The sequence below is a fragment of the Pseudorhodobacter wandonensis genome (genome assembly GCF_001202035.1).
Lineage (GTDB): Bacteria > Pseudomonadota > Alphaproteobacteria > Rhodobacterales > Rhodobacteraceae > Pseudorhodobacter > Pseudorhodobacter wandonensis.
On record NZ_LGHT01000017.1, the window covers coordinates 19,850 to 39,468 of the forward strand.

Sequence of the window (19,619 nt, forward strand, 5' to 3'; positions counted from 1 at the left end):
CTCATACCACCATATCATCCCTGTGAATCAGCGCCGCACGCCCTACATAGCCCAAAATTGCCTCGATCTCATTCGACCGGTGGCCGGCGATTGCCCGTGCCTCGACGGCGGTATAGCGCACAAGACCCTTGCCCAATGCCTCACCGTCAGGCCCGATAATCGCCACCGGATCCCCCCGCCCGAAACTGCCAACAACTGCGGCAACCCCTGCGGGCAACAGCGATTTTCCCGCCCGCAAGGCCGCAACCGCCCCTGCATCCAGTCGCAACTCGCCCCGCGTTTTCATCGCGTTGATCCAGCGTTTGCGCGCCTGCTGCGGGTCCGCACTTGGCACAAACCACGTCCGCCCCGCACCCTGCGCCAAGGCTTGCAACGGCCGCAGTGCCGATCCTTCCATGATCGCCATTGCACAGCCACCGGCCATCGCGGTCTTGGCCGCCAATATCTTGGTTTTCATCCCGCCTTTTGACATGCCGGAAACCGGATCGCCCGCCATGGCCTCCATCGCAGGCGTTAGATGATCCACCACATCAAACCGCACGGCACTGGCGTCCTCTTTCGGATTGGCCGAATAAAACCCGTCCACATCCGACAGCAAGATCAGCTGATCCGCGCCAACCGTCACCGCAATTTGCGCCGCCAAACGGTCGTTATCGCCAAAGCGGATCTCATCCGTGGCCACCGTGTCGTTTTCGTTCACAATCGGCACCACGCCCAGACCCAACAGGGTTTCCAAGGTGGCGCGGCTGTTCAAATACCGCCGCCGGTCATCAGTATCTTCCAACGTCACCAGCACTTGGCCGGTGGTAATGCCATGCGGGGCAAGCACCTCTTCATAGGCCCGCGCCAACCTGATTTGCCCCACGGCGGCCGCCGCTTGCGACTGTTCCAAAGGCAACTCGGCAAAGGGCAGGCCCAATACCGTGCGCCCCAGTGCAATTGACCCCGACGACACGATCACAACATCCGTGCCACGTGCCTTGGCCTCGGCCACATCTTGCGCCAAAGCCGCAAGCCAATCATGCCGCAAGCCCCGCACACGGTCGACCAACAAAGCCGAGCCGATCTTGATTACCAGACGTTTGGCCGCCGTAACAACGGGTGCAGCCGAACCAGCAGCAGCTACGGTTGCCAAGGCGCGACCTCCTCCTCGACGACACGGCCCTCCAATATCTGCGCGTAAAGACGGCGCAACACATCCGACAGGCCTTGGTTTGACACGCCCGAAATCGCAAAGACTTCTCCGTCCACCACTGACGCCAACTCGGCAAAGCGGGCCTCAAGCGTCTCTTCGTCCAGCGCATCAATCTTGGTCAGCGCGGTGATCCGTGGCTTGTCGCCCAGCTCGTCGGCATAGGCCTCCAGTTCGGTAATGATCGTCTGGTAATCCTCGGCAACGGTCTCGGATGTGCCATCAACCAGATGCAACAATACCGAACAGCGTTCTACGTGCGCCAAAAACTGCGTCCCCAAACCCGCACCCTCGGAAGCGCCTTCGATCAGCCCCGGAATATCGGCCATCACAAACTCATGCCCGTCGATGCCCACGACGCCAAGGTTCGGCACCAAAGTCGTAAAAGGATAATCCGCAATCTTGGGTCGCGCGTTTGAGACACTTGCCAAGAACGTCGATTTCCCTGCGTTCGGCAAGCCCACCAGACCGGCATCCGCAATCAGTTTCAGCCGCAACCAAATCGTGCGTTCAACACCTTCTTGCCCCGAATTGGCCCGTGCAGGCGCGCGGTTGGTCGAGGATTTGAACTGCAGGTTGCCCCAGCCGCCATTGCCGCCCTTGGCCAACAGCACCCGCTGGCCAACAGTGGTCAGATCGGCCAAAACGGTTTCCTCATCCTCATCCAGAATCTCGGTTCCAACAGGCACTTTCAAAATAATATCATCGCCGGTTTTACCAGTGCGCTGGCTGCCCATACCGGGCTGGCCCGACTTGGCGAAAAAATGCTGCTGATAGCGAAAGTCGATCAGGGTGTTCAGCCCCTCAACCGCCTCGGCCCAGACCGAGCCGCCCTTACCACCATCGCCGCCATCCGGCCCGCCGAATTCTATAAACTTTTCGCGCCGGAACGAAACGCACCCCGACCCGCCCCCGCCCGAGCGGATATAGACTTTACACAGATCAAGGAATTTCATGGGTCCGGCTTTCAGAGGTTAGGTCAAAGCGATGCGATACAGGAACAATCGCCATATCTCAAGCCACAGCGATAAGGATTAAAGGGGCAAAACCGCACGATCCAACCGAAAGCGCCATTCTAATGCAGGTGCAACCCGCCCCTTTGATGCGCCTATCGTCTCGCCTACCCGTTCAAAACCGCATGCTGCCAATACACGCGCCGAAGCAGGATTGTCCGTAAACACCCCGGCATGCAAGGCAATTAGCCCAAAGCGATCAAATAGGAAGCTTGCAAATGCCCCTAGCGCCTCTTGCGCAATCCCCTTGCCCGCAAATTCCGGGCGCAGCGCATAAAACACCTCTGGCTCTGCATCTTCCGAGCACCCGATCCACCCCACCCAAACGCCACGCAGTTCTATCGCAAAGCGAAACCCCGGACGACTTTGCCAACGCACATCATATAAAAATGGCGCAGCTGCCGCCTCTGGCCAATCCACCGCGAAAATGAACAGCATTCGTGCCACTTCGGGGCGCGTGACCAAGGCGTGAAAGTCGGGAGCATCGCGCACTGTCATCGGCCGCAAACAAAGGCGCGCCGTTCGAACCGGCAAACCCTGCGCTGCCCACCAATCGCCACGGTCCAATGACATACGCTCGACCACCGTCTCGATGTCCGTAGACAAAGGTATAACGGTCTCTTGGTGCGTATAAACAAAGCCGAGCTTTGCCAGCACCTTTGCCGAGGCTGCATTCCCCGCAAAATGCCCCGAAATGATGGGTTCTTGTGCGTTGAAAAAGTGATCGGCCAACAGCCGTTGTGCGGCTGCCGTTGCCAATCCTCGGCCCCAGAATGGCTTGGCCAGCCAATAACCCAAATCGGGCTTTATCCCGATAATACCGGCGAATTGCCCCTCCACGACGATTGCACGAATGGAGCTGTCCGCCCCACCAAACCCTTCCTGATAGGCCCGGGCATCGTCTAGCCCATAAGGAAACGGTACCCGCGACAACCAGCGCGCAACGTCAAATTCGGCCAGTCCCGCCACAATATCAGCCGCTTGCACATCGTACAACGGTATCAGATCAAATTCCGGCCCGGTCAGATTTTGCTGCCTTGGCCCATCTTCCGCAGGTAAGTCCATGTTTGTACCCGTGCATTTCGCGCCACGCTAAAGCTTTCGGCATCACCCAGATAGCCAAAACCGCAATTGGTCAGCACCCGCGCCGAGCCGGGATTATCCTGGAAGACCTGCGCAAAAATTGCAGCGTTTTTTAGCGGGTTGGCCGCGACCAACGCCTGAACGGCCTCTGACGCATAGCCGGCATTCCAAAACGCGGGCGCGACCCAATAGCCGATTTCGGCCTGATCGCGATCCATCTGTTTCAGCGAGATCACACCCATCACCTCGGGCATACCATCGCCCGTACCATCCATTACCCAAACCCGCTCGCTCTGCCCGGGGTTCATGGCCCGCGCGACAAATGCCTCGGCCGCACCCGGCGGAAGAGGGTGTGGAATCGAGCTTGTTCCTTCGGCCACGCGCACATCGCCCGCATGCATCGCAATCAGACCGACATCGGAAACTTGCGCAGGCCGCAGCACAAACCGCTCGGCCGGAATTGTTACCTGCTTTTCAATCATTTGTAGCATATTAGTACCCTCCTCCGAAAGCACTTGGAGCTAATAGCTCCTTAACCTTAAACAACCCTTAATGCGGGCCCACATAACACATCGCAAACTTGCGCCGCCTCCTCGCGACCCGGTCTGAAACGCAAAAGGGACCGGCCTTTCAGCCGATCCCTATGTTACATGTTATTGTAACGGTTCGACTTATTCAGCGGCCTCCGCCACCGGGAGAACCGAAATAAATGTACGGCCTTTAAGGCCTTTCTTGAACGAAACCGTGCCGTCGATCACAGCGAAAATGGTATGGTCTGTGCCCATGCCAACGCCTGTTCCCGGAAACATCTGTGTGCCGCGCTGGCGCATGATGATGTTGCCAGGGGCAGCAACTTGCCCGCCAAACAGCTTTACGCCCAAACGGCGACCGGCTGAGTCGCGGCCGTTACGGGATGAACCACCAGCTTTTTTATGTGCCATGGGGGATTACTCCTCGGTCGCGGCAGCTTTCGCTGCCTTTGGTTTCGCAGCAGCTTTCGCTTTTGCAGGGGCTTTGGCGGCAGGCGCTTCGGCGTTATGCGCAGCGCGGCGTGCGTCGGCAGTGCCAGTCGCGGCTTTTACGTCCGACTTGTCACCGCCCGAGGCCAGAACATCAGTCACACGCAACAGCGTCAGGTGCTGGCGGTGGCCTTTGGTGCGCTGGCTCGAATGCTTACGACGACGCTTTACATAGTGGATAACCTTCGGGCCTTTGATCTGTTCGATCACTTCGGCCTGAACGGCAGCACCAGCAACCAGCGGTGCACCAACAGTCAGCGTTTCACCGCCAACCATCAAAATTTCGTTGAACTGGATCTTGTCACCAGCTGCACAATCAAGCTTTTCCACACGAAGGATATCCCCCGCCTGAACCTTGTATTGCTTGCCGCCTGTCTTGAGGACCGCGAACATATGGTCATTCCTTTTCATTTCTCCGCGTCCTGCGGCCCCAGCATACACTGGCGTTTTTCATTACCTCGGACGGCGCGCCCCGTTCGGGACGAAACAATATAAAACCCCGGCCAAGTGAAACACTTGTCCGAGGTAGGCGGCTTATCGAAGATGTGACACAAGGAGTCAAGGGGAAAGGCGAATATTGAGATGGCCTTCGCACTTGCTAGTGTCGCCACTTTTGAACAGGGTTTGGCTCAATCATGGCTCCATCGGCAAAGGCTTTGGCGATAGAATAGGAAATGGGACGGCACAAGCACGCGCCGCCCCTTATGCCCCAAAACAAGGCTTTTGGACGCTGGGTACATGTGCCGTTTTTCGTTCAGGGAAAAGCGGCACATAGTCTTAGCTACGGCCTTTCCATGGAACCAGCCACCGTTCGGCACGGCGCATAAGCACGTCAATCCCAAAGCCAATGACGCCGATCAGGATGATCCCCATCAACACGATGTCGGTCAACTGGAACTTGGACGCAACCATGATCATCATCCCTGCCCCTTCCGATGCCGCGACAAGCTCGGCCGCGACAACGGTGCCCCAACAGACGCCCATGGCAACTCTGGCACCGGTAAAGATTTCTGGCAAAGAGTTCGGCACTATTACATGGCGCAAAATCTGAATTTTGCTTGCACCAAGGGAATAGGCCGCGTGAACCTTGGTAATATTTACGCCCGACACACCGGCCCGCGCCGAAATCGCCATGATCCAAAGCGACGCAAGGAACAGCAGGATAATCTTGCCCGTCTCGCCAATGCCAAACCAGATGATCACCAGCGGGATCAGCGCCAAAGGCGGAACCGGGCGCATGAACTCGACAATCGGTTCGAACCAACCGCGGAACCAATTGCTAAGGCCCATTGCATAGCCCAATGGAATCCCCACAAGCGCACCAAAGACAAAGCCGACGATAACGCGAAACAGCGAATAGCCGAGGTGCCGCCACAAGCTGCTGCCACGGTATTCGCTGGTGGCGATCTCAACCATGCGCGAGAGCACCGCTTCTGGCGCAGGCAGCCAGATCGGCTCCATTTGCAAACCGCTTGGCGGCGTAAAGCTGATCGCACCCTTATCCGTCAGCGCAAAGCGGCCGGCGGGTGTTTGTATCGCAGTATCCGGGCCGATACTCACCCCGTCGATTGCAACCACCTTGGCACCGTCTTTGCGCTTTGCCTCATCATTGGAATCGAACAAAATGGTCGTGCTGCGCGAGGCATTCATCGCAACGCCATCATTTTTGGCAAAACCGGTTCCCGGATCAACTTGCGGCGTAACCATCTCTTGCCCGAATTTGACAACCGAGACCTTGACGGTGGCATCGTCGCGCGCGCCGCTGGCATCCTCTAAGGTATAGGTGAATGAGGTGTCGCCGACAAAAGGGCCAGGTGCATGCAAAAAGCTGGGCACCAATGACGAACCGGTGAACGCCGACCAGATCAGAAAGATCGTAAGCACCGAAATCGCCGAGGCCATGCGATTCGCCTCGACTGCGCTTTCATCGCCAAAGGTCACAGTCTTGCGTGCGGTAAACCCGTTTGCATTGCGACGCACCACCATGCGAATGACAAGAAACGATCCGGCAAAGATCGCGATATAAACCAAAAGGATTAAAAGCCCAATCATTGCACTTCCTCTGAACGGCCCATGATTTCTTCTTCCATGTCCCAGATCATTGCCAAAATTTCTTCGCGGGTTTTGCTATAGCCTTCGGCTTTCTTGACTTGCCGCAGGTCGGAATTCACGCCCATTTCAGCAAATGGCAGACGGTATTCCTTATGGATCCGGCCAGGACGTGGGGCCATAACCAAAAGGCGCTCGCCCAGTAGCAGCGCTTCCTCGACCGAATGGGTAATCAGGATGATAGTCTTGCCCGTTTCCTTCCACAGCTTCAGCACCAACCCCTGCATCTTTTCACGGGTCAGCGCATCCAGCGCGCCAAGCGGTTCATCCATCAAAATCACGTCCGGGCTGTTTGCCAGACAGCGGGCCAAGGCCACGCGCTGCTGCATCCCGCCAGAAAGTTCATAGATCGACTTGTCCGCAAAATCGCCAAGCCCGGTCACACTGATCAGATGATCAACCTGATCTTTCCATTCAGCTTCCTTTTGCCCTCGCATCCGCGGGCCAAAGCTGACGTTTTCGCGCACGTTCATCCATTCAAACAACGCGCCTTGCTGGAACACCATCCCGCGTTCGGCATCCGGGCCAGTCACCTTATGGCCATTCAACTCGATCCGCCCCTCGGTCGGGGCCAAAAAGCCGGCAACAATGTTCAAAAGCGTCGTCTTGCCGCAACCGGACGGCCCCAGCACGCTTAGCAGTTCACCTGGCTTTAAATCCAGGGACACATTCTTCAACGCTTGCACCGAACTGCCATTCGGCAGATCGAACCGCATTGAAATATTCTGGATAGACAATCCTGACATAACCCGCAGTTCCCGTTTCTATAAAGCGGTAAAAGCCCTTCGAGGACCGAAGAACTCCAAACAGAAAGAGGGCGGCAGATAGGCTCCGCCACCCCCGACTTTGTGCTTTACATCGCGCCGGCTGCGGCCAAAGGAGCGGTGTTAACAGTGCTGTCATAGCTGTCCAGCGCGGCCCCGATGCTGCCAGCCTGAATAAAGACGTCTGCAACGCCCTTCATGAACTTCTGAGCGCCACCGCCCAGCCATTTGGCCGACAACTGCTGTTCGATCGTCGGGAAGGTAAAGGTTGACATTGTCTCGGCAGTTGCGGCCTCGTCCATGCCTGCATCTTTGGCGATCAGCGGCAACATCTCGGCATGATTTGCCGGATCGGCCCATTTCGCATTGGCATCCGCAGTCACTTTCAAGAACTTGGCAACCATATCACCATTTTCGCTAACCCAACCCGCCGGGCCAGAGGTCACGTCGAACACCAAAATCCCCAGCTCGGTTTTTTCATCACCGGTCATAAGCACATTGCCGCTTTCCAGCGCCCGGCGCAGCGAACCGCCCCAGCCGCAGAACATGTCAACAGACCCCTGCGCAAAGGCGGCGGCACCATCTGGCGGGTCCATATCAACAACGTCCATGGACGCCGGATCTACACCGAAATGCTCCATCTGCTTTAGAAACCCGTAATGTGCGGCCGTGCCCAGTGGCACTGCGACCTTCTTGCCCGCAAGTTCGGTCGCATTGTCTTTGTTGATTTCAAGCTTGGACTGCACAACGCAGTTATCGTTGTCGGCATAGCTCACCGCTACGTCCAGCATCTGCAGGTCTTGCCCCGCGCTGGTTGCCACAACGAAAGGCGGCAAGCCCTGGCTAACCGAAAGCTGCACATCGCCCGAGGCCATCGCTGCAGACATCTTCACGCCGCTTTCAAAGCTGACCCAATTGATATCGACGCCCATTTCCTTTTCATAGGTGCCCATCTGCTTGGCGTATTCGAAGGGCATCGGCCATTCCAGAAAATAGCCAACCGTGATGGTTTCAGCCATGACCTGCGTGCCACCAAGAAGAGCGGCGGTTGCCGACAGAGCTGCCAACGCGTGTTTTACAGTCTTATTTGTCATATTGAATTCTCCACTGTTGATTGGCCGTCATTATCGCGGCCCCCGTCGTCTTATGAAACGACTTCATAACATCTCGCTAGCTGCGCCCGCGTTTGTCCAACAAAACCCATGAACCCCAAAAAATTCAAATTACAACTTCGAATTATTCAAACTCACCCCTTTCAAAAGGCCAAATCCTGACCAATTGATCTGTTTTTTTGGTGTATTTACTGTGCATAACCATGTTTCTCGGCGCCGCAAAAAACCATGCAACAATTGTGATCTTTGACTCGCTGCCACATTTTGCGCCTGACAATTCAGACCAGCCGTCCTGCACCATTGAAGCCTGTTTTGCTTGGCTGACATCTCTTAGGCTGGCCTGATGTATTGGGCAGCAAATATGGCGTTCCCAATGCTGAGTGAATAGCAAAAAACCTTGCCATTCCGCCCGCACAATCACCGCGCTTAAGCGAATTCTGTGTGCCAGACTGTTTTCAAAAGACCAATATAACGGTTCAAACGGTGCGCGAAGATGCACAAACCGCAGGCGCAGTGAACGGGGCACCTGCATAGCCGCCGCCTTGCAGCTTTCGGGCTGGCAGCATGGGCGCGACCCGTTTCGTCAACTGGGACCGCCGCCGCGAAGGAAGGTCACCGAATGCATCGGCATAATGCCGCGAGAACCTCGATGTGCTGTTAAAGCCGCAGGCCATTGCGATTTCATTAATCGACAACATTGTTTGTTCCAGCAGTGCCTTGGCGCGGCGCAGGCGCACCATTCGGTAAAACGCGTTTGGCGGCAGACCCATCAGCGCCTTGAAATTACGTTCGAACTGCCGCACTGAAAGATCGGCCGTTCTGGCCAGATCGGTCACGGTCAGCGGCTCTTCGACATTCGCCTCCATCGCGGCGATCACCCGATGCAGTTTGCACTGACCTTCCAGCGCGGTTTGGTTGATACTGCGCGGCTGGCACTCACTGCCATCGCGGATGCGCTCCAACACCATAACATTCGCCACTGCCTCGGCCAGATGCGGCGAGAGCGGGGCAATCACGGTCGCAAGCACGACATCGGCGGCAGCAGTCATGCCCGCCGCCGTTGTTACCCTGCCGATGCGCGCATAAAGCGGAAGTGCCGTCATCTGCCGGTTTTCCACGTCGCAATCCGCCTGATGCTTTTCCCAATGGATCGTCATTCGCCCGTGGTCGGGGAAAAGCCGCCGCCATTCAGCAGCTGCATCCGACATCAAGATCACACTGCGCCCGGTCCGTTCAAGCTTGCACAAATGCGATTTGATGCTGTCAAACTGCGCGCGAATGCCGTCCCCACCCAGAACGATCAGGCAATCCGGCAGCTCTGCGCTCTCTTTTTCAAGGGCCGAGGCGCGGATCAGCACCTCGCCCAAGCCTTCCACCAGATTCGAGCCGCCGGTGGTGCAGGTTTGGCAATCAAACCGCACCGCATTGCCCAGCCTGTTCGCAATGCGCAACACATCTTTGACAAGGGCAAGTTCGGTTGGCACGAACCCTTGTTCAATCAGAATGCTAACGCGGTGCTGGCCCATCACGGCTTCATCCGCGCATCAGGCTGTGATCGGGATCATAGACAGACTGCGCAATCACCTCGGCCGCAACCATATCGCCGTACATATCAAGCTGCATCACGTTGCCCGCAACCGCCATATCGGGGTTCACAAAGGCATAGGCAAGGTTCATCCCCATCCGGTGGCCCCAATCGGCCGAGGTGATGGTTCCCACGACCTTGTCGCCCCGCATCAGCGACGCCCCACCCCGCGCGGGCGCGTGTGTCGCGTCAATTTTCAACGTAACAAGCTTCTTTTGCGGCCCTTTGGCCATACGGGCAACCAGCGCCGCCTTGCCAATGAAGTCGCCTTTGTCCAGCTTGACGAAACGGTCCAGCGCAGTTTCAAACGGGTCGAATTCGGTCAGCAGGTCTGCTTTCCAGTGCAAGAACCCTTTTTCCATGCGCATCGAATCCACCGCCCTCGCCCCGAATAGGCGCAAGCCATGCGCCGCCCCCGCCTGACGCAGCGCAAGATAGGCCGCATAAAGCGAGGCGTTGGGGACATGGATCTCATAGGCCAACTCGCCCGAGAAGCTGACGCCAAGCACCGTCGCCGGTGCAAAACCGATAAAGCACTCGCGCAACGACAACCAAGGAAATGCCACCTTGGACCAGTCGCCCCGCGAACAGGCCGACAGCACATCGCGCGCTTTTGGACCGGCCAGCACAAGGATTGTCTGGTCATTGGTCAGACTGCGCAATTGAACATCCTCTTCGGGCGTCAGATGCGCCTTCAACCAATCCATATCATGCAATTCACTGGCAGCAGCCGAACCATACCAAACCCGATCCGGCCCGCGATCACTGGCGGGAATATTGGCAATCGTCGCCTCGCCCTTGATCATGCCGTGGTGGTTCAACAAGTAGCCAAGCCCCACCCGCCCGGCGCGCTTGGTGACCTGACCGCAGAACATGCGATCCAGAAACTTATGCCGGTCCGCACCCGTAATCTCGATCCGGTTGAACCCGTTTACCTCGCACAGGCCCACGCCGGTTTGCACAGCGTTCACCTCGGCGGCGACAAGATCAAAGGCCTCGTCAAAGTTGAACCCAAGTGTGGGGTGAAAATCCGGGCTAGGTTTGATGTAGTCTACCCGTTCCCAACCGTTCACGACGGTAAACTCTGCGCCTTCAGCCGCCAGAACCGGCGTCAGCGGTGTGGTTTTTGCGGGGCGACCAGCGGGGCGGTGTTCATGCGGAAAGTGAAAGCGAAATTCGTTTTGGTAATCCTCGATCGCCTTTAGCGCGGTCAGTTCGACGTTGGTATGGGGCGCAAAACGGCGCGGGTCGATGACCCAGGTGTCATAGCACGCCTCGCCATGCACGATCTGCTGGGCCAGCAGCCAGCCGTGGCCGCCCCCCTCGCCCAGACCTGCACGCAAGCCGATGATACAAAACGCATTGCGTTTGCCGGGGATAGGGCCAACCAGCGGCGCACCGTCGATAGTATAGGTGATCGGGCCGTTCACCACCCGCTTGATCCCAACCTCGGTCAGCGCAGGCATACGGGCAAAGGCCCCTTCCAACACATCCATCACCCGCTCAAGATCATCAGGGCAAAGCGCGTTGGTAAACTTGGGGTCGATACCATCCATACCCCAAGTCTTGCAGTCTTGTTCATAAAAACCGATCAGCAGGCCGTTCTTTTCCTGACGGCAATAGTAGTCAGAGATCGGGCAGCGCAGCAGCGGCATCCGGTGGCCCGCCGCAACAATGGCGGGGATATCCTCGGTCACGAAATACTGGTGTTCCATGGACGCAACCGGATGATGCACGCCCATCATCGCGCCCACCTCATTCACGCGATAACCACAGGCATTGACCACAATATCCGCGTCGATGTTGCCTCGGGTTGTTTCAACCGTCCAAGTATCATCCTTATGCTGGGTCAGCCCTGTAACGGCGGTGTTGCGGTACACCTCGGCGCCCGCTTTGCGCGCATGAAAGGCAAGCGCCTGGCACAACTGCGCCGGATCGATGTCACCATCTGCGCCATCCCAAAGCCCGCCCAGCAAGTTGTCAGTCGAAATCAGCGGATGCCGCCGGGCGCATTCTGCCGCATCGAGCACCTCGAACTCTACCCCCATGCCCCGCGCCATCGAGGCAAAATGCCGATAGCCTTGCATCTGCTCGGGCGTGTTGGCCAATCGGATTCCCCCATCGCCGTGGTGATAGCCAACCGGATATTCCGGGTCGTCGCGCAGCTTTTTATAAAGGGCGATCGAGTGGGACTTTAGCCCAACCATGGTTTGTGTCATGCCGAAATTCGTGACCTGCGCGGCCGAATGCCATGTCGTGCCCGATGTCAGCTCGTCCCGCTCAAGCAAGACAACATCGGTCCAGCCTTCCTGCGTCAGATGATAAAGCGTCGAACAGCCGGCGATGCCGCCCCCGATGATGATGACCTTGGTTCTCGACTTCATTATTGTTGTCCCTCGTACAGTTTCGACAACATTGCGAGGAACTGCCCACCATCGGCAACGAACGAGTGACAGCTCCGGAAATTTGAGAAGTATGCTTGCAAATTTTCGAACTTAATTCGCACCGCCACGTGTACCTAAGCCCAAGCAATACGCGTTCGCCCCGTCACTCAATCAAGGTAAAGCTGTCTTTCAGCCACGGAAACCTTTCATGCATCCCCGGCAAGGTGCGGCTTTCCAAAAGCTCACACATCTTGGCGCGCACATGTGCGACGACCGCCCGCGAACTGTCGGGCGTAGAGACGACTGCCATTGTCCGCGAAAAGCCTTTGCCCGGAAACCGATGCAGCACCACATCGTCCTGAAACTGGGTTCCGTGCGAATAATGCAGCGCCGTCGTAATCGTCCAACCCGAGCCCGCAGCCACCATGGCCATCAGCGTATTGCTATTGGCGCATTCGAAACGGTTGGGCAAAGACAGGTTCAATCGCCGCAAATGCATGTCAACTTGCCTGCCTACAAAAAGATTGCTGGAAAAGCGTAAGAACGACAGGTTCGATTTACCCAAAATAAGCTCTGCCGGATCATAGTTTTGCTGCTTGGGGGTAACAATGACAAAAGGATCGCGCAAAAACGGGTAGTCTTGCAAATCGAACATGTTTTCAGAAGCATAGGCCACCACGCCCAGATCAAGCTCGCGGTTGCGCAACATCCGCAGAATCGCATGGCTCCAATCGGTCTGATAGGAAAAATCGCATTGCGGCATGATGTTCGACAGATACACAGCCAGATTGGGCGCGATATAGCTGTCGAAATCGTCCACGATGCCAATCCGTAGATAACTCGCGTTTTCCAGACCGCCGGCCGAGGCTTCGGCCTTTGCCGTCCGGATATCATGCAAAGCCCCTTCGATCTTGCGCAAAAACGCGCGGCCGGTGGGTGTGACCAACATCGGCCGCCGCCCGTGATCGAACAGCTTTACGCCAAGGTTCTCCTCAAGGTTGCTAAGATGGTGCGATACGGTGCTGATCGACAGCCCTGTTTCCTCGGCCGCGGCCTGAAGTGACCCTTTTGTCGCGCATATCCGAAATACCTCTAGCCATTTCAGGCTCAGCTCTTTGCGAGGCGACGTGTTCGGCATGCAATTCAAACCATTCTTTTGACTTTCTTTATCCTATTTCTTCAAAATTGAGCTTGCAAGTTTTAAGACTATTACAGCGCGGGGTGCCAGTCCCGCGCTATGGCGCAAGATGCGCGCAACAATGGCAATTCTTGCCTAGCCCATGACAGCTTTCACCGCATCGACCGCAACGCCAACCACTGTATCAACCTCTGCCTTGCTGATACAAAACGGCGGGGCAAAGCCGATGATATCACCTTGCGGCATGGCGCGGGCGATGACACCGCGCTTCAGCATCTCGGCCGACACTTGCGGCCCGATCTTGCGGCTCGGGTCAAATAATGTCGTGCTGGATTTGTCCTCAACAAATTCGACGGCACACAGCAGGCCTTCGCCGCGAATATCGCCAACATGGGCATGGTCCGACAACGCCGCCTTCATCGTGGCGTTCAAATAGGCACCCGCTTCGCGTGCATTTTCGATCAGGTTCAAATCATCAATCAGCTTCAAGTTGGCCACGCCGGCGGCGGCACAAATCGGGTGGGCGGAATAGGTCCAGCCATGGCCGATGGGACCGTTTTCATCGGTGCCTTGTTCCAACACCTTCCACACGCGGTCAGATATGATCGACCCCGACAGCGGCGCATAGGCCGAGGTAAGCCCTTTGGCAATCGCAATAAAATCGGGCTTCATGTCATAATGGTCCGACCCGAACATCGAGCCCAGACGGCCAAAACCCGTGACCACCTCATCCGCGACCAGCAAGATATCATAGCGGTTCAAAACCTCTTGGATGGCGGCCCAATAACCCGCAGGCGGCGGCACGATGCCCCCGGTGCCCAGCACCGGCTCGCCGATAAAGGCGGCGATTGTGTCGGCCCCTTCGCGCAAGATCAACGCCTCAAGCTCGGCCGCACAATGCGCTGAAAACTGTGCCTCTGTCAGATCGCGGTTCTCGCGGCGGAAATAATAGGGCGCATCGGTGTGCAAAACATATTGCAGCGGCAGGTCGAACTTGTTGTGAAACAGCGCAAGGCCTGTCAATGAGCCCGTCATCAACCCCGACCCGTGATAGCCCCGCCAGCGCGAGATGATCTTTTTCTTTTGCGGGCGGCCAAGGATGTTGTTGTAATACCAGATCAATTTGATGTTGGTTTCATTCGCATCCGACCCCGACAAGCCGAAATAGACCTTGGACATATGGTCCGGCGCGCGGTCCATAATCATCTTGGCCAGCGTGATCGACGCCTCGGTGCCATGGCCGACATAGGAATGATAATAGGCCAGCTCATGCGCCTGCTTAGCAATCGCATCGGCAACCTCGGTCCGGCCATAGCCTGCATTCACACAATACAGCCCGGCAAAAGCATCCAGCAACCGCACGCCATTCCGATCCTCGATATGCACGCCCGATGCTGTCGAAATAACCCGCGTCGGCGTTTCGCCACGCGCATGTTGGGCCAGATGGGTCGAGGCGTGGAAAAAACTATCGCGGTCCCATTGGGCCAGTTGGTCATCATTGCGCAGCATCATTCAGGCTTTCTGTTCAGAGGGAATTTCACGGGCCAGCACGGCAAGGCAATCGCCCGCCTGTACCAATCCGGGGTGGTGACGGGCGGTTAGAATACCGTCCATCAGCGCATAAAACTTGCGCGGGGCAATGCCGGTGTGTTCGGTATCCCAAATACGGGCGATCAGATCGCCCTTGGCAACGGTTTGACCCAACGTCACCGCAAAATCGACCATCCCGTTGTAATTGGTGAAATGAAAACAGCCGTCGTCGTCTTGTGACAGGTGCCGCGTGGGGGCCAGTTCCAGCGTGCCCTGTAAAATACCTGCGTGGATCAGCAGGTTGCGCACCCCTTTGCGGGCGATCTGGGCTGTATAAGGCGTGGCCGTGCCGCCACCGCCCAGCTCGGTGGTGACAAAGGTTTTGCCCATCGCTTCAACCGCGTCATCATACATGCCAAGCGCGTCAATTTCGCGCATCTCAATGCTAAAGGGCGCGTTAAAGGCATCCCGCGCAGCACGGCAGCGGGCCTGATGCTCGGGGTTGTCCAGCGCATGCGAGGCGGCAAACGGAATGAAATCCAGCGTCTTGCCACCGGAATGAAAATCCAGCACCACATCGGCCATTGGCAACAGAACCCGTTGGAAATAATCGGCAATCTTTTGCGTCGGCGTGCCATCTGGCCGCCCCGGAAAGGCGCGGTTCATATTCACGCTATCCAGCGGCGATACCCGCGTACCCGCCTTGAACGCCGGAAAGTTCATGAACGGCACGATGATCACCGTGCCGCTGACATCCTTTGCCTGCAAATCCGCCGCCAGTTCAACCAGCGCCAGCGGGCCTTCGTATTCGTCGCCATGGTTCGCGCCGGTCAGCAAGGCACAAGGGCCATTGCCGTTTTTCACCTGACAAATCGGGATCTGAACAGACCCCCACGCGCTGTCGTTACGACTGTAGGGCAGGCGCAAATAGCCGTGCTGCACGCCGCTCGCGGCAAAGTCGATGGTCGCGGAAATCGGATTGTCGCGCATCGCTTAGTCCTTAACCACAAGCGAGCGCGGCGTCGTGCACAGGCATTCTACACCGGTTTCGGTAATTACAATTGGCTCGGTAATCTCTAACCCACCATCATCCAGCCACAGCGCGGGCATAAAGTGAAAGGTCATCCCCGCCTGCAAAACCGTCTTGTCGCCTGCCCGGAAAGACATAGTACGCTCGCCCCAATCAGGCGGATAAGACAGACCAATCGCATAGCCGCAACGGCTGTCTTTTTGAAAGCCAAGCTTGTTTAAGGTGCGGTTAAAGGCGTTGGCAATGTCTTCACAGAAATTGCCCGGCTTGGCCTGCGCCAACCCAGCCTCAACCGCCTCTAGCACAGCCTTTTCAGCATCAAGATATTTTTGCGGCGGTGTCCCTAAAAACAGCGTGCGGGACTGCGGGCATTGATAGCGCCGATAAGCGCCGGCAATTTCAAAAAACGTGCTTTCACCCACACGCAGCGGTGTATCATCCCACGTCAAATGCGGTGCAGTCGCATCTGCCCCCGAAGGCGCCATCGGCACAATCGCTGGGTAATCGCCCCAATGGCCGTCGGCGCCCAGAACCGAAGCGTGGTAAATATCGGCGATCAGCGCGTTCTTGGGCATGCCAACAGTGGCCTTTTCGCGGATCACCGCATGCATCCGTTCGACAATCCTTGCGGCGCGGCGCATGTAGTCAATCTCGGTCGCCGATTTCACCGCGCGCTGCCAGTTCACAAGGCCCGTCGCATCCTGAAGATGCACCGCTGGCAGGTTCTTTTGCAGTGCCAAAAATGCCGAGGCCGTGAAATAGTAGTTATCCAACTCAAACCCGATCCGCGCCGCCGCAAGCCCGCGCGCGGCGATCTGCTTGGCAAGGTCCTCCATCGGATGCTTGGCTGGGTTTTGTACATAAGTATCGTCATAGCCGACAATGTTGTCGTGGTTCAGATAGGTCGTGCGCTGCGCCCCGACCGCATCCATCGCGCGGCCCCACCAAAGCGGCTCTCCTTCCAGTGTCAGCAGAACACCTTGATGCACATAAAATGACCAGCCATCATAGCCTGTCAGCCAGGCCATATTGGATGGGTCGGTCACAAAAACGGCATCCAGCCCGCGCGCGGCCATTTCAACCCGCGTTTTGGCAAGGCGTGCGGCATATTCGGTTGCACTGAATGGCAGGTCTAGCATGGATATTTGCCCCCAAAGTTGAAAGACAATCCTAGCTTTCACCGCAGCTTTTTTTATGCAATTAACAACCGACTAATGCAGCTATACTGCATTTTCAAAACCAACATGAGGAAAATAGGCGTGCTGGACGAGTTTGATAAAAAAATCCTGCGGCATGTCCAGCGCGACAACCAACTGACCAGCGCACAGCTTTCCGAACTGGTCGGCCTGTCGCCCACCTCGGTTCAACGGCGGCTGATAAAATTGCGCGCAAATAAGGTTATTGAGGCCGATATTGCTGTGGTCTCACCCAAAGCGGTTGATCGCCCACTTATCATGCTGGTCGCCGTCGAATTGGCGCGGGAACGCTCTGACATCATCGACCGTTTCAAACGCGCCGTTCGCGAACGCCCCGAAGTGATGAGCGCCTATTACGTCACCGGAGAGACCGATTTCGTCTTGGTTGTCAGCGCGATAGATATGACCGACTATGAAACCTTCACCCGCGATTTCTTTTACAACAACACTGACATCAAAGGGTTTAAGACAACTGTGGTGATGGATCGCATCAAGGCCTCATTTTCCTTGCCACTATAATGGGCGCGAAAAAACTGGCCCAGTGTTTCGTGCCGATCAAAGCATGAACCGCTTACGTCAGGCAAAGGCCTATAGTTCAGTTGCGCATTCATCTGGCCGTGTTTCCCGCTCTCTTCGAGCAAACACCAACATGACGCTGGCTTTGCAACCCCACAAAAGGCAGGGGATGAGTAGGTTAAACCATTGTTAATATGACGTATTTTCGCACCTAAGGCGGAAAAAATTATAACCGGATCATGATCGGATTTGGACGTTGGGTAAGGCCGCTGATCGGCCCGGAAGGAACGCAACGCTAAGGTATCTACGCAAAGTTAACGGCAATCCGTATTCTGTTGTTGACGACATTTGCCGGTTTGCCCGCGACATCTCCTCGCATGCGCACCTTGGAACAAAAAATCGTAGATTCTGGCGCAAGTAACGAAAGTCCAAATCAGAAATTTAATAAAGATGCCGGTGACCGCTGCTTGAAAATTCTGTTCGCCACAATAGCGGCGCTTGATCGGGATAGATATACAGAGCAGTCATTCAGCCGAGCCACGGCCCGCCTGAATAATGGCTTTTGGGCCTCCTCAGCACCGATGGCTTACCGATACGTCAAGACGCCTGGGGGTAGGCCCCAACTGGCTAGGTCGCGTATTGCGTCAACAATCCCAGAAGCGCTTGAAGCGTTTGCATTGTCGTATGTCACCGTTTGGCGCAATCTTAACCTCTTCCAGCCACTCCGTTTTGATAGGCCTCAAGGCCTTTTAGGAGCGCCGATCCAACAGGCAGGTTCGCGCGTGCGCAAACCTCTTCCCAGACTGCCGCGAAAGGCAAGTCGCGCAACTCTTCGGTCAGGACCAAACGGGCAGTATAATCGCCGGCGGCCTCAGCTGCCTTTAACCGTGCTTGCGGCATCAACAAGGCGCGGAGCAGTGCTTTTTGCATGTTTCGCACACCGATAACCCAAGCGGCTGTGCGGCTTATCGTGGCGTCAAAGAAATCGAGGCCGATATGGGTTTTGCTCAACAGGTCAGCAAAGACTAATTCCTGCGCCATCTGCAAAATATCATCGTTTTGTAAGATCACATGGTCACTGTCCCATCGCATTGGCCGTGATACATGCAGCAGGATTTTCGGCACTGACAAGGCGACGGCGCTCAGCTTATCCGCGATGTTTTCTGTCGGGTGGAAATGCCCCATATCAAGGCACAGCAGGATTTGCTTGCGGATCGCATAGCCCATGTAAAACTCGTGACTGCCCACCGTGCAAGCCTCGACACCAATACCGAACAGCTTGCTTTCCACGGCATCGCGCAAATGCGCCGCGCTGTGGGGCGTGGTGAACATAGTATCCAAAGACGCGTTCAGCCGTTGCCGCGCGGCCATGCGGTCCACCGGCGTATCCTTGTACCCATCCGGCACCCAGATATTATTGACCACAGGGCTGCCAAGCGCCGCCCCCATCTGTGCGCCAATTTCGCGGCACCGCATCCCGTGCTCGATCCAGAAATCGCGGATGCCCGCATCGGGGTGTGATAGGGTCAGGTTGTCATCCGCTTTGGCATGAGCAAAGAACGTCGGGTTGAAATCCAGCCCCAGACCCTGCCCTTGCGCCCAATCGACCCAAGGCGCGAAATGGCGGTATTCGATCGCGTCGCGGTCGGGGGCCTCGGCCGTGTCGAGATAGCAGGCGTGCAGGTTCAAACGGTGTTTGCCCGGCAGCATCCCATAGGCAAATTCCAGGTCTGCGCGCAACTCGTCCGGCGTGCGGGCGCGGCCGGGGTAGTTGCCCGTGGCTTGAATACCCCCGCCAGAAGTGCCGGATTTTTTCTCAAACCCGCGCACATCATCACCCTGCCAGCAATGCATTGAAATCGGGATTTCCAGCAAACGGCTGATGGCGGTTTCGGTGTCAACGCCCCAATCGGCAAAACGGGCTTTGGCGGCTGCATAGCTCATGGTT

At 56.6% G+C, this 19,619-nt stretch carries 18 protein-coding genes; 1 reads left to right on the top strand and 17 read right to left on the bottom strand.

What is annotated here, in order from left to right:
• Position 1: 1 nt before the first annotated feature.
• From proB to doeA, 16 genes are all read right to left on the bottom strand, one after another.
• Complete coding sequence (gene proB, locus AKU79_RS02305; protein ID WP_050521977.1) at positions 2-1,135, bottom strand: glutamate 5-kinase; 1,134 nt, start codon at positions 1,133-1,135, stop codon at positions 2-4.
• A complete protein-coding gene (obgE, locus tag AKU79_RS02310; protein WP_050521978.1) occupies positions 1,123-2,148 on the bottom strand; it encodes a GTPase ObgE in 1,026 nt (341 codons plus the stop codon). Before obgE ends, proB begins: the two co-directional genes overlap by 13 nt.
• A 78-nt stretch (positions 2,149-2,226) precedes the next feature.
• Entirely contained in the window at positions 2,227-3,270 is a 1,044-nt protein-coding gene (locus AKU79_RS02315; protein WP_050521979.1) for a GNAT family N-acetyltransferase, read from the bottom strand.
• On the bottom strand, positions 3,228-3,779 hold the full coding sequence (locus tag AKU79_RS02320) for a GNAT family N-acetyltransferase (protein ID WP_050521980.1): 552 nt from the start codon (positions 3,777-3,779) through the stop codon (positions 3,228-3,230). The genes AKU79_RS02315 and AKU79_RS02320 overlap by 43 nt, the downstream gene beginning before the upstream one ends.
• A gap of 180 nt (positions 3,780-3,959) precedes the next feature.
• Positions 3,960-4,229, bottom strand: coding sequence for a 50S ribosomal protein L27 (rpmA, locus tag AKU79_RS02325; protein WP_050521981.1), 270 nt, complete (start codon positions 4,227-4,229; stop codon positions 3,960-3,962).
• A 6-nt stretch (positions 4,230-4,235) separates the two neighbouring features.
• Positions 4,236-4,700, bottom strand: a complete 465-nt coding sequence (gene rplU, locus AKU79_RS02330) for a 50S ribosomal protein L21 (protein WP_050521982.1) — start codon at positions 4,698-4,700, stop codon at positions 4,236-4,238.
• Positions 4,701-5,084: 384 nt separating this feature from the next.
• A complete protein-coding gene (locus AKU79_RS02335; RefSeq protein ID WP_050521983.1) occupies positions 5,085-6,359 on the bottom strand; it encodes an ABC transporter permease in 1,275 nt (424 codons plus the stop codon).
• Positions 6,356-7,162, bottom strand: a complete 807-nt coding sequence (locus AKU79_RS02340; RefSeq protein WP_050521984.1) for an ABC transporter ATP-binding protein — start codon at positions 7,160-7,162, stop codon at positions 6,356-6,358. The genes AKU79_RS02335 and AKU79_RS02340 overlap by 4 nt, the downstream gene beginning before the upstream one ends.
• Positions 7,163-7,269: 107 nt before the next feature.
• Positions 7,270-8,274, bottom strand: a complete 1,005-nt coding sequence (locus tag AKU79_RS02345) for a taurine ABC transporter substrate-binding protein (RefSeq protein WP_050521985.1) — start codon at positions 8,272-8,274, stop codon at positions 7,270-7,272.
• Between the two features lie 142 nt (positions 8,275-8,416).
• Positions 8,417-8,824: a hypothetical protein gene (locus AKU79_RS19155; protein ID WP_156209402.1), complete on the bottom strand. Its 408-nt coding sequence runs from the start codon at positions 8,822-8,824 to the stop codon at positions 8,417-8,419.
• Positions 8,769-9,818, bottom strand: coding sequence for a GlxA family transcriptional regulator (locus tag AKU79_RS02350; protein ID WP_050521986.1), 1,050 nt, complete (start codon positions 9,816-9,818; stop codon positions 8,769-8,771). Before AKU79_RS02350 ends, AKU79_RS19155 begins: the two co-directional genes overlap by 56 nt.
• 7 nt (positions 9,819-9,825) lie before the next feature.
• Positions 9,826-12,261 carry a GcvT family protein gene (locus AKU79_RS02355; protein WP_050521987.1) on the bottom strand — a complete coding sequence of 812 codons (2,436 nt, stop codon included), beginning with the start codon at positions 12,259-12,261 and terminating at the stop codon, positions 9,826-9,828.
• Positions 12,262-12,424: 163 nt separating this feature from the next.
• Positions 12,425-13,399: a LysR family transcriptional regulator gene (locus AKU79_RS02360; RefSeq protein ID WP_050521988.1), complete on the bottom strand. Its 975-nt coding sequence runs from the start codon at positions 13,397-13,399 to the stop codon at positions 12,425-12,427.
• A gap of 135 nt (positions 13,400-13,534) precedes the next feature.
• Positions 13,535-14,908 carry an aspartate aminotransferase family protein gene (locus tag AKU79_RS02365; protein WP_050521999.1) on the bottom strand — a complete coding sequence of 458 codons (1,374 nt, stop codon included), beginning with the start codon at positions 14,906-14,908 and terminating at the stop codon, positions 13,535-13,537.
• A 3-nt stretch (positions 14,909-14,911) separates the two neighbouring features.
• Positions 14,912-15,919 carry a N(2)-acetyl-L-2,4-diaminobutanoate deacetylase DoeB gene (gene doeB, locus AKU79_RS02370; RefSeq protein ID WP_050521989.1) on the bottom strand — a complete coding sequence of 336 codons (1,008 nt, stop codon included), beginning with the start codon at positions 15,917-15,919 and terminating at the stop codon, positions 14,912-14,914.
• 3 nt (positions 15,920-15,922) lie between these two features.
• Positions 15,923-17,098, bottom strand: coding sequence for an ectoine hydrolase DoeA (doeA, locus tag AKU79_RS02375; protein WP_050521990.1), 1,176 nt, complete (start codon positions 17,096-17,098; stop codon positions 15,923-15,925).
• 105 nt (positions 17,099-17,203) lie between these two features.
• Between doeA and AKU79_RS02380 the strand changes: the two genes are divergently transcribed.
• Positions 17,204-17,674 (top strand): Lrp/AsnC family transcriptional regulator, encoded by a 471-nt coding sequence (locus AKU79_RS02380; protein ID WP_231580082.1) that lies wholly within the window; start codon positions 17,204-17,206, stop codon positions 17,672-17,674.
• A gap of 702 nt (positions 17,675-18,376) precedes the next feature.
• Here the strand turns inward: AKU79_RS02380 and AKU79_RS02385 are convergent.
• The gene (locus AKU79_RS02385) at positions 18,377-19,615 is read right to left on the bottom strand and encodes an L-rhamnose isomerase (protein WP_050521991.1); all 1,239 of its coding nucleotides are present in this window, start codon (positions 19,613-19,615) and stop codon (positions 18,377-18,379) included.
• Positions 19,616-19,619: the final 4 nt, after the last annotated feature.